Source organism: Streptomyces sp. NBC_01465, assembly GCF_036227325.1.
GTDB lineage: Bacteria > Actinomycetota > Actinomycetes > Streptomycetales > Streptomycetaceae > Streptomyces.
The window spans coordinates 7,209,821-7,221,493 of record NZ_CP109467.1 but is presented as its reverse complement, the minus strand read 5'-3'; the positions used below and the strand labels follow the sequence as shown (position 1 = coordinate 7,221,493).

General features: G+C 69.3%; 7 protein-coding genes. 6 read left to right on the top strand and 1 reads right to left on the bottom strand.

Annotation, left to right across the window (positions count from 1 at the left end; genetic code table 11):
* Positions 1–8 precede the first annotated feature (8 nt).
* Positions 9–1,577 (top strand): peptide-N4-asparagine amidase, encoded by a 1,569-nt coding sequence (locus OG707_RS33800; protein WP_329125162.1) that lies wholly within the window; start codon positions 9–11, stop codon positions 1,575–1,577.
* 53 nt (positions 1,578–1,630) lie between these two features.
* Here OG707_RS33800 and OG707_RS33795 read toward each other — a convergent pair whose 3' ends face one another.
* Positions 1,631–5,284 (bottom strand): LamG-like jellyroll fold domain-containing protein, encoded by a 3,654-nt coding sequence (locus OG707_RS33795; protein ID WP_329125160.1) that lies wholly within the window; start codon positions 5,282–5,284, stop codon positions 1,631–1,633.
* A 362-nt stretch (positions 5,285–5,646) separates the two neighbouring features.
* Between OG707_RS33795 and OG707_RS33790 the strand changes: the two genes are divergently transcribed.
* The 5 genes from OG707_RS33790 (at position 5,647) to OG707_RS33770 (ending at position 11,552) form a co-directional block, all read left to right on the top strand.
* Positions 5,647–6,657, top strand: coding sequence for a LacI family DNA-binding transcriptional regulator (locus OG707_RS33790; RefSeq protein WP_329125158.1), 1,011 nt, complete (start codon positions 5,647–5,649; stop codon positions 6,655–6,657).
* A gap of 65 nt (positions 6,658–6,722) precedes the next feature.
* Positions 6,723–7,979: a sugar ABC transporter substrate-binding protein gene (locus tag OG707_RS33785; RefSeq protein WP_329125156.1), complete on the top strand. Its 1,257-nt coding sequence runs from the start codon at positions 6,723–6,725 to the stop codon at positions 7,977–7,979.
* A gap of 20 nt (positions 7,980–7,999) precedes the next feature.
* Positions 8,000–8,959 (top strand): carbohydrate ABC transporter permease, encoded by a 960-nt coding sequence (locus OG707_RS33780; RefSeq protein WP_329125155.1) that lies wholly within the window; start codon positions 8,000–8,002, stop codon positions 8,957–8,959.
* Complete coding sequence (locus OG707_RS33775; RefSeq protein WP_329125153.1) at positions 8,956–9,780, top strand: carbohydrate ABC transporter permease; 825 nt, start codon at positions 8,956–8,958, stop codon at positions 9,778–9,780. Before OG707_RS33780 ends, OG707_RS33775 begins: the two co-directional genes overlap by 4 nt.
* Positions 9,781–9,815: 35 nt before the next feature.
* Positions 9,816–11,552, top strand: a complete 1,737-nt coding sequence (locus tag OG707_RS33770) for an amylo-alpha-1,6-glucosidase (RefSeq protein ID WP_329125151.1) — start codon at positions 9,816–9,818, stop codon at positions 11,550–11,552.
* Positions 11,553–11,673: the final 121 nt, after the last annotated feature.

Genomic DNA, 11,673 nt, shown 5'->3' with positions numbered 1-11,673 from the left:
TGCGTCGTATGAGACGCATGAGATCCACGATGCTGCTGACCAGCCTGCTCGCCGCTCTCGGACTGGCCGTGAGCGGTACCCCCGCCTCCGCGGTCACCGTTCCGCCGGTGTTCGGGACCGACTACCACGACCCCGTGACCGCTGCCCCGCCCATCGCCACGCCGCACACCAAGTCGTGCTCGGTCACGGTCGCGGAGGCGCAGTTCAAGGACTTCACCCCGTACACCGGCACCTACACCCCGCCCACCGCCTGCGGCTCCCCCGGGCGCTGGTCCAAGGTGGTTCTGCGGATGGACGGGAACGTGAAGGGGCGGCAGTACGACCGCCTCGGGTATCTGGACATCGGAGGTGTGCACATCTTCCGTACGTCCACGCCCGAGCCCTCGCAGGACGGGATCAACTGGTCGGTCGAGAAGGACGTGACCCAGTACGAGAAGACCCTGAGCAGCCCCCAGCCCGTCAGCATGCTCATAGGTAACGTTGTCAACGACACCTACACGGGCATCTTCGACGTCAAGGTGACGCTCACCTTCTACGCCGCCCACGGCTCCGCCCGCGCCGCCTCCTCCGTCCCCGACCAGGTCATCCCGCTCGGCACCTCGCTGACCACGCCGCGCAACTCCGAGCGGATCCTCGCCGAGGTGTACGCCACCGGATCGGGCGGCGGCTGCGAGGAGTTCTGGTACTCGGCGACCACCCCCGACGCCTCGTACTCCTGCCAGGCCGGCGACAGCGGCCCGTACCGCGAGGTGCAGGTGAGCGTCGACGGCAAGGTCGCCGGGATCGCCTCGCCGTACCCGAATGTGTGGACGGGCGGCGGTTCGCCGTATCTGTGGTCGGTGATTCCCTCGCCCACCGCGTTCGACGTGCGGCCGCTGACCGTCGACCTCACCCCGTACGCGGGTCTGCTCAACGACGGCAAGGCGCACTCGGTCGACGTGTCGGTCGCCGGGGTTCCGGCCGGGCAGTCCGGGTGGAGCGCGCCGACGAACATCCTGGTGTGGCAGGACGCGCACAAGTCGGTGGTGACGGGGGCCCTGACCTCGTACGAGAAGGCCGATCCTGCGGTCCACAACACCTTCACCGACGGCACGCAGCGGCATCTGGCGACCGACGGCGCCGACCGTCTGAAGGTCAGCGGTTACGTCAACACCTCCCACGGCCGGGTCACCACGACGGTCGAGCGGGCCCTCACCACGGCGATCGACCACCAGTGGACGCCGGACGAGACCGTCGACAACCAGACCGGGAAGTGGACCGACCGCCAGGCCGTGACCACCAACGGGCATGTCTCCCGCACCGATCGCACCTACACGCTCGACGGCCGCTTCACCATCGACAGCGCCGACCGGCTGCGCGTGATCATGTCCATCGGCGACCACGCACGGATCGGCGCCACCCGTATCGACGACACCTACAACGGTGACGCCGCCTTCACCCTCAACGTCGCCCGCGAGGACCGGAAGGCGGTGGCCACGACCGGTGAGCACTACCGGCTGCGCGCTCCCGGCACGTGCTACGACCGCACGCTGGCGACGGAGCAGGGAGTGCTGACGAAGGACGTACGCGGCTGCTGACTGCCCGGTGCCTCCGCCGCATTGATACGCGGCGGAGGCACATCGGCACAGGGTCAGCGCACCTCGCGTGCGTACGGCGCCACCGTGATCCGGTCGATCAGCGGCGCGTAGCGGGAGCGGAGCGGTACGCCGGGGAAGGTGTCCGAGGCGTAGGTGGTGCCGTCGAAGTTGGGCAGTTCCTCGGAGCGGAAGGTGATCGTGTTCTGGCCCTTCTTGAGGTGGACGGGGACCGTCAGCTCCCAGAAGTTGTTCTGGTGGAAGGTGTGCGGGAAGCCGACGCGGGCCGGATCACCGCCGTTGACGGAGATGTCGGCGTGGCGGGCGAGCGGGTCCGGGTTGTAGTGGGTGGCCTCGGCCTGTTCGGTGTTGGAGTAGCGGATGCGCAGGGCGTAGAGGCCGGCCTTGTCGGCTGTGACCGTGAAGGTCGCGGTGTTGGTGTTGCCGGGGTCGCCGCCCACACCGGTGATCGCCGTTCCTGCGGTGGCCAGGGAGAGCGGCGTGAGCGTCGCGGTGCCTGCGAGCTGGGCGTCGGCTGCCTCGTACGAACGCGCCGGGAGCCTGTCCTCGGTCAGGGTGACTCTGAGGCGGTCGACGAGGGTTGAGGCCGAACTCCCGGTCACGGTCACCTTGTTGAGGCCGCCCGAGAGGGAGACCGCCACGCGGTTCTGCTTCCCGGCCAGGTGCAGGACGTCGTGTCCGTTGACCGCGAGGCGGGCGTTCGCGCTGCCGAGGGTGTCGACGTCGAGGGTGGCTTCGCGGTCGGCGGGCGAGTAGACCCAGAAGGTGGCGGTGCCGCCCTTCGGGAGCCGGACCGCGCCCGAGCCGCTCGCCGGGGCGGCGGGCAGGGTGTAGACGGGTTGTGCCCCGCCGCCGAGCCAGGCCAGTTCGCCCTCGTACGTCTGCGTGCCCGCCGTTGCTCCGGGGAGCGTGAGGGTGAGGCGGTCGACGATGGCGTCACCCTTGGTGGCGCGCGTGCCGTCGGCGCTGCGCGCGGCGAGTGTGAGGGTGTGCCTGCCCTTCGTCAGGGCGATCTTGGTGTCGGTGTGGTCCCAGACCACCCACTTGTAGCCCAGCGGCAGGTTCAGTTCCTTCTCGCCGCTCGCTGCCCCGTCCACGCGCAGGAAGACGTTGGTCGGGCCCTGGTCCTTCACCTTGTCGTAGGTGTTCAGGGAGTTGGCGAACACGCTCAGGTCGTACGTGCCGTCCTGGGGCACGTCCACGGTGAAGTCGAGCGTGACGTCCGAGCCGGTCCGCAGGCCGCCGACGTCGTAACCGCCGGAGGTGTAGAACTTCGACACGTCGGCGGTCGAGCCCTCGGGGCCGTTCTTGGTGTAGCCGGTGCCGGTATGGGCGGCGTCCTCCGCCTCGTACGACCCCTGCCAGGTGTCGGTCGGGGCCTGTGTCGCCTTCGCGTGGCCGGCCGGGCTGAGGACGATCTCGTACGCCGAGGACTCCTTCAGTTTCGGCAGCGTACCGTCGCCGAAGTCGACGTCCACCGAGCCGTCGTCACCCACCTTCAGGTCCTTCTCGGCGAGCAGCTTCGGTCCTGACGAGTCGCCGATCTGGCCGCTCCAGCCGATCTCCCGCACCCAGGCGTGGACGGTCTGTCCGAAGAGGTCCTTGGGGACGTCCGCGAAGGTGATGTGGCCGTTGCCGGTGGACCCGCCGAAGAGGAGCCGGGCCTGCCGCTTGTCCTTGTCGAGGGTGGCGACGCCCTGCATGGTGTAGTTCGTCCCGGGGAACGGTGGGGCCACCGACAGGGTGTGTCCGCTCATCGACGCGTACGAATTCAGCAGCCACCACTGGCCGTTGCCGCGGTTGGACTGCACCGCCGAGTCGGAGAGATTGCCGTCGATGTTCCAGTACGCGATGTCGGCGTCCACCTTGGACTCCTCGATCGCGGAGACCCACTGGATCATCTGGCCGGGTACGGAGGTGTGGTAGTTGAAGGCGTACTCGTTGATGTTGACGGGGAGTTGGGTGCCTTCGCGGTCCGTGCCCTTGAACAGGTCCTTCTCCCAGGACCGGTAGGTCGCGACGCTCTCGCGCACCGCCTCGGGGTGGCTCAGCTCGTGCCAGGTGATGACGTCGGGGAGGGTGCCGGCGGCGACGGCGTGGGTGAGGAAGCCCTTGACCTGGGAGTAGAGGACGCTGGTGTTGGGGCCTGCGATGCGGGCGCTGGGCATTTTGCCCTTGATCAGGCGGTACGCGTCGTCCCAGGCGGCGAAGTAGTCGTCGGGGTCGGTGAGCCAGCTGACCTTGTTGTAGCTCCACTCGCCGGTGCCGAACATATTGCCCTCGGGCTCGTTGAAGGGCACGAAGACGATGTTGTCCCGGTACTGCTCCGGCAGCTTCAGGACCTGGTCGACCTGGGTCGCGATCTTCTCCTTGTAGAGCTTGATCTTCTCTGCGGGTGTGTCGCCCGGCCACTGGTACGGGAAGCCGCGGTGGATGTCGGTCATGTAGATGTACACGTCGCCGTCGGTCGAGTCGGCGAGCGGCTTGACCACGTCGAGGGCGTCGGCGCCGGGGTGCTGCGGGCCGTCCTGCGCCTTGGTGGAGACGGTGCGCAGGCCCATGCCCTCGATGAGGTTGTTCGTCGGGACGTCAGGGCCGTAGACGCCGTAGAGGGTGCCGGACGCGCCGCCGTGGAAAGCGCCGGTGTCGGAGGCGAGGTCGACGGTGAGCCGGCCCTCCGGTACGACGGTCACGGTCGCCGTCACCTTCCGTCCGGCCGCGGTTCCGGCGACCGTGAAGGTCCCCGGCGTTGCGTACTTCTCGGGCGGCACGGTGTCCCAGGTGACCGGGGTGTCGCGGTCGTAGCCGTCGGAGAAGGACGAGCGGACCGCGACGGGAAGCGCGGGCGCGGTCCCGGTGCTCGTACGGAGCGTGAAGGACGTCTGCGCGAGCGCGGTCAGGGTGGGCGGGGCCACCACCGTGCTCGCCACCTGGTCGGCGCTGAGCGCCGCGTGCCACACGGTGAAGTCGTCGATCGCGCCCTTGAACAGGGGGTCCGCGTAGAAGGACTTGCCGATGTAGCCGGCCGCCGTGGCCGAACTCTCCAGCAGATCGGCGGCCTTGATGCCGGTGGCCGCGGAGGAGACCGCCACACCGTCGAGGTAGGTGGTGATCCTGCCCACTGAGGTGTCGAGGGTGACGGTGACGGTCCGCCACTGGTCGGCGGGGAGCTTCGCATAGCCGTTGATCTGTGCCTCGGCACCACCGCCACCAGTCGTCACCGAGGTGCGGAACAGGCCGTCGCCGTTGTACGGGGTCGTGAAGAGGTACTTGGTGGCGTTGGTGCCGACGTCGAAGATCCGTTGCCAGGGCGAGGTGTCACCGCTCCACTTCACGCGAGCGGAGAGCGTCAAGTCCGTTGCGCTGCCCAGTACTTCGCGCGGAAGCCGGACATAAGCGCCGTCCGAGGTGGCCGCCCCGCCGGGCAGGGCGAGCGCCTTGCCTCCGTCGGCGCCTGCGACGGACTGGGCACTGGCGCCGTTCACCAGACTCGCTGTGAGTCCGTTTCCCGAGCTGTCTGTTATTTCACCGGAGTTGAGATCGTCCTGATCGAAGGTGTAGCGGGCGGCGGGCTGCAGGCTGTCGGCCGCCTGCGCGGGCGAGGAGGGTGCGGCCAGCAGGCTCGCACCGAGGGTCAGTGCCACGGCGGCCGGGATCCGGCGGCGGGCCGATCTGTCAGCGGGGGGCATGGATTGCGTCCTCAATCCTGTGGTCGGGGCAGGGAGTTGGCGCAAGTCGAACCGGTTCGCGCAAGTGCGCCACAGCGGCCAGGGGCGCACAGGGAGGGGCCGACCGGCGGAAGGATCGCTCCGTCGAACCGGTTCGAGGAAGCTAGCACCGCGAGACCGGGCCAACAATCCCTCTCGCAACGGGAGTTCGGTCAGCCGCCGCAACGTTTCGAAAGTTCGTCCCGGCCTGTTGACAGCCGATCGGCCTCTTCCTACCGTCACTTCACGCGAACCGGTTCGACGACCGAGCCCTCGCCTCCCGCACCGCCTCACTTCCCCGCAACCGGCGCCGAACCGGTTCGTATCCCGCTCAAGGAGCCGCCGTGAACATCGGTGAGATCGCCCGTCGGGCCGGTGTCTCGCGCAGCACCGTCTCGTACGCACTGAGCGGCAAGCGCCCTGTCTCGGACGCCACCCGCCGCAAGATCCAGCAGGTCGTCGACGAGCTGGGGTACCGGCCCAGCGCCAGTGCCCGCGCCCTGGCCAACGGGCGCACCAGCACGCTCGGCCTGGTCTTCCCGCCCGCCGGGAACCACTACACCGGCATGCAGCTCGACTTCATCGGCAGCGTGGTGGAGGCCGCCGCCGCCTACGACTACGACGTCCTGCTGTCCCCCAGCGGCGTCGACAGCGACCGCTCCTTCCAGCGGATGCTGGGCGAGCGGCGGGTCGACGGCGCGATCCTGATGGAGATCCGCCTGGAGGACGACCGGGTCGACCATCTGACCGCCCTGGGCTTCCCCTCCGTCGCCATCGGCCGCACCGCCGACCCGGAGAGCGGCTGGTGGGTGGGGCTCGACCACACCGCGCTGGTGGAGGCGTGCGTCCACCACCTGGCAGACCTCGGCCACCGCCGGGTCGCCTTCGTCAACCGGCCCGAGCAACTGCTGCGCACGGGCTACGAATCCGCGCACCGCGGCCTGGACGGCTTCACCAAGGCCGCGGCCGAGCGCGGGCTCACCGTCCGTACGTACTGCTGCGGGGACGACGCCGCCTCCGGCCAGAGGTGTGTGGAACAGATCCTGCACGCCGACCCGGCCGCCACCGCGCTGGTCACCCTGAACGAAGCGGCGCTCGGCGGCCTCTACCGGGGCCTGGCGGCGGCCGGCCGCCATGTGCCGCGCGACTTCTCCGTCACCGGGGTCGTGGCCTCCCGCTGGGCCGAGACGGTGACCCCGCCGCTCACCGCGGCGGACGTACCCGCGGCCGAACTGGGCCGCCTCGCCGTCGACTTGCTCGTCGAGCGGATCGCCGACCCCGAGGCGCCGCCCCGCCACCATCTGCTCGTCCTGCCCATCTCGCTCCGGTCCAGCACGGGGCCCGCCGGGTCCTGAACCACGCTCACCGCCCCTCGACCCATCGCCTCGGCACCCGCATGTCCAAAACAAAGGAACCCGCGATGAAACGCTCCCCCTCACGGCGGATCAGCACCGCAGCCCTCACCGCCCTGGCCCTGCCCCTCACCCTCACTCTCACCGCCACCGCCTGCGGCTCCGGCTCGGGATCCACCGGGTCGAAGGCGTCGGACAGCGGTACGTACACGGTCTGGGACCCCTACCCACAGTTCGCCAAGGGCTCGGCCTGGACCAAGCTCCTCGACGCCTGCGGCACCAAGGCCGGCGTGAAGATCAAGCGCACCGGCTTCGACACCAGCGACCTGGCGGGCAAGGCGCTTCTCGCCGCACAGCAGGACAACTCCCCCGACGTCCTCATCGTCGACAACCCGGTGGTCTCCACCCTGGCCGAAGCGGGCGTGCTCACCACGACCGCCGACAACAAGCTCGACACCTCGGCCGTGGACCCCAACCTCCTCGCAGCCGGACAGTCGGCCGGCAAGACGTACGGCACCCCGATCGGCGCCAACACCCTTGCCCTCTACTACAACAAGACGATCCTGAAGGCGGCCGGGGTCGACATCACCACGGTCAAGGACTGGCCGTCGCTGACCGCGGCGCTGGCGAAGGTCAAGAGCGCGGGCAAGAAGGGCATCACCTTCTCCGCGATCGGCACGGAGGAGGGCAGCTTCCAGTTCCTGCCGTGGTTCTGGGGCGCGGGCGCGAAGCTCACCGCCGTCGACTCCCCCGCGGCCGTCTCCGCGCTGTCGCTGTGGAAGGACTGGCTGGCCAAGGGCTACGCCCCCAACTCCGTACTCAACAACACCCAGACCACCAGCTGGCAGGAGTTCGCGACCGGCAGCTACGCGTTCAGCGAGAACGGCACCTGGCAGCTCGCCAACGCGAAGAAGGCGGGATTCGACTACGGCGTCCTGCCCATACCCGGCGCCGCCGGTGGCAGCGCCGCGGCCCCCACCGGCGGCGAGTTCGTCACGCTTCCCGTCCAGAGCAGCACCGCCCGCTACGCGACGACGCAGAAGCTCGCGACCTGCCTGACGAGCACGCAGAACCTGTACGACACCGACACCACGCTCTCCTACGTCGCCCCCACCGCCGAGGTGCAGCAGAAGCAGTCGGCGGCCACGCCGGACCTCGTGCCGTGGGTGGCGGCGGTCAAGGCGGCCAAGGGCCGGACCAGTGACGACCTGGGCACCAAGTACCCGAAGATCTCGGAGCAGTTGTGGAAGGCGGTCCAGTCCGCGCTCAGCGGCTCGAAGTCCCCGAAGGACGCCCTCTCCGCCGCCCAGTCAGCGGTCAAGTGACCGCACGGCAGGGCCTGTTGATGAGCCGCACCACGGACGCACCGCTGCCCCGCCGCAGCGGTGCACCACCCGCCGCACCGCCCCGCGCCCGCCGCCGCCCCGGCTCCCAGCAGCTGGCCGCCTGGGCCTTCCTCACCCCCGTCACCCTCTACCTCGTCCTCTTCTACGCCTATCCGCTCTACCGCAACCTCGACCTGAGCCTGCGCAACTACACCGTCCGCTCCTTCGTCCAGGGCAACGCCCCCTTCACCGGGCTGGCCAACTACCGGACCGTCTTCGACGACCCCACCTTCGCCCCCGCGCTGCTCCACACCGTCGTGTTCACCGCCGTCTGCCTGATCTTCCAGTACGCCATCGGCCTGGCCCTCGCGGTCTTCTTCACCCAGCACTTCCGGCTCTCCGCCACCCTGCGGGCCCTGTTCCTGGTGCCCTGGCTGCTGCCGTTGATCGTGTCGGCCTCCACCTGGTCGTGGATGCTCAACAGCGACTCGGGCATCGTCAACGCGGCCCTGCACGCGGCGGGCATCGACCCGGTCAACTGGCTGACGGCGCCCACCTGGTCGCTGACCTCGGTGATCATCGCGAACATCTGGATCGGCGTCCCGTTCAACCTGGTCGTGCTCTACAGCGGCCTGCAGTCGATCCCGGCGGTCCTGTACGAGGCGGCCTCCCTCGACGGCGCGGGCCCCTGGCGCCGCTTCTGGAGCATCACCTTCCCGCTCCTGCGCCCGGTGTCCGCGATCACCCTGCTCCTCGGGCTCGTCTACACGCTCAAGGTCTTCGACATCATCTGGATCATGACGAAAGGCGGCCCCGCGGAATCGTCCACGACCTTCGCCACCTGGTCGTACCAGCTCGGCTTCGGCAATCTGCTGCCCGCCTTCGGCCCGGGGGCGGCCGTCGGCAACCTCCTCGTCGTCGCCGCGCTGGTCTTCGGCCTGATCTACCTCCGCGTGCAGCGCAGGCAGGAGCTGTCATGACTCGAAGCGGAAAGCGTCACTGGGGAAAGACCGCGGTCGGTGTCCTGCTGACGGGGATCATGCTGTTCCCCGTCTACTGGATGGTGAACGTCTCCTTCACCCGCGACCAGGACATGCGCAAGAGCCCACCGGACCTGTTCCCTCTGCACGGCACCCTGACCGGATACCGGACCGTGCTCGACGAGCAACTCCCTTACCTCTCCACCAGTTTCGTCATCGGCCTGGGCACCGTCGCCCTGACCCTGGTCCTGTCCGCACCCGCGGGATTCGCGCTCGCCAAGCTCCGCCCGCGCGGCGGTGGAGTCCTCAGCTTCGTTCTGCTGGCCGCGCAGATGATCCCCGGCATCATCATGGCGATGGGCTTCTACGCCATCTACCTCAGCCTGGGCATGCTGCAGTCCGTGCCCGGCCTGATCGTCGCGGACTCCACCCTGGCCGTCCCGTTCGCGGTGCTGATCTTCACCGCGTTCATGTCCGGGATCCCCGGCGAACTGCTCCAGGCGGCGAAGACGGACGGTGCGGGCCCCTTCCGCACCTTCTGGTCGATCGTCATGCCGATCAGCCGCAACGCGGTCGTCACCGTCTCGCTCTTCGCTTTCCTGTGGTCCTGGTCCGACTTCATCTTCGCCAGCACGCTGGTCAACGGCGGTGCGCACGAGCCGATCACGCTCGGCATCTACCACTACATCGGCAACAACAACCAGGAGTGGAACGCCATCATGGCCACCGCGGTCGTGGCCTCACTCCCCGCCGCGGTCATCCTCGTCCTCGCCCAGCGCTACGTCGCCGCCGGCGTGACCGCCGGCGCGGTCAAGGACTGACCACCCCTCCTCAACACCCAGGAAACGAGAGCCACTTGACGACCGCCGACCACTCCGGCCCGGCCTTCTCCCTCCATGACATCCCGTTCAGCACCCATGGCTCCTGGTTCAACATCTCCCCCGTGGTGGCGGAGAAGACCCGGGCCGAGGACCTCCACCTCGTCTCGCACCAGAACGGCATGCACGGCGTACTGCGCCTCGTCCCTCAGGCCGACGAGACCCGCATCGAGGCGACACCGGCCCTGCTGACCTGGTTCGCCCCGACCGGCCGCATCGACCTCGCCTACGCGTCACCGGACACGATCCGGCTGCGCGGCACGGGCAGCCTGCGCATCAGCGCGGCGGCCCGCACGCTCACCCCCTTCAGCGGCACGTACTTCTTCCACGACGCGGCCGCCGGCGCGCACGTGTTCACCTCGTACGAGACGGGCTGCCGCTACCGCGTCACCCTGCTGTCGGGCACGGTGACGGAAACCCGGGGCACCCAGGCCCTGGGCGAAAACGAGCGCAGCCTCACCGTCGACGCCTCCGAACCCACCGATGGAACCTGGGAGTTGGCGATCGAGGAGCTGGACACGGCCCGCCCCGCGTACACCACCACGACGACCTTCACCAAGATCGTCGAGACCGCACAGAACACCTTCGCGGACTTCGCCGACACGGCGGCCCCCTGGCGCTCCTCCGCGACCCCCGCGGCCGAGCTCGCCGCCTACGTCGTGCAGTCGGCGACCGTACGCCCGAAGGGCCTGGTCACGCGCCCCGCCGTCCTGATGTCCAAGCACTGGATGGACAAGGTCTGGAGCTGGGACCACTGCTTCAACGCCCTTGCCCTGGCGCCCGGTTGCCCGGACCTGGCGTGGGACCAGTTCCACCTGCCCTTCGATCACCAGGACGAGGCCGGAGCACTCCCCGACTCGGTCACCCACTCCGAGATCCTCCACAACTTCGTCAAACCCCCCATCCACGGCTGGGCCCTGGGCCACCTCCGCCGGCGCCTGCCCGCGCCCCTCGACGACGCGGCCCTCTCCGAGACGTACGACAGGCTGACCCGCTGGACGGAGTTCTGGCTCACCGCACGGCGCGCCCCGGGCGCCGCACTGCCCCACTACCAGCACGGCAACGACAGCGGCTGGGACAACGCCACCACCTTCGACCCCGAACGGGTGGTCGTCACCGCGGACCTGGCGGCCTTCCTCGCCCTGCAGATGCATGAACTCGCAGACCTGGCAGTGCAGTTGAACAGGCCGGACGAGGCCGCCCGATGGACACGGTCCGCCGAGGAAACCCAGTCGGCGATGATCGACGAGCTCTGGCGCGGCAACCGCTTCGTGGCCCGAGGGGTCGCCACCGGGAACACCTGGCACAGCGACAGCCTCCTCGATCTGATGCCCATCGCGCTGGGCGAGCACCTGCCCGAGGAGATCAGCAGCGCACTGGCCGACCGTATCGAGACACACCTGACCCCGTACGGCCTGGCCACCGAGGTGCCGGCCTCCCCGCACTACGCCGCCGACGGCTACTGGCGCGGCCCGATCTGGGCCCCCGCCACGGTCCTCGTCGAGGACGGCCTGCGCCGCGCGGGCCACCACCGCCTGGCGGACGAGATCAGCGCCCGCTTCCGCGCCCTGTGCGAGGCCCACGGCTTCGCCGAGAACTTCGACGCCCTGACCGGAACGGGCCTGCGGGACCGCGCGTACACCTGGACGGCCAGCAGCTACCTCCTGCTCGCGGAGGCCCACACCGCCCGTGTCCGGATCGGGCGCATGTCCTGAACCTGTCAAACATCACCGCCACACACACCTCTCTCGATGCAAGGATCTCCACACCCGTCACATGTACCGGGCACGCAGTCTCCACTTCTGTACGCACCCCGTGCGCCCGGGACCTTTGGGG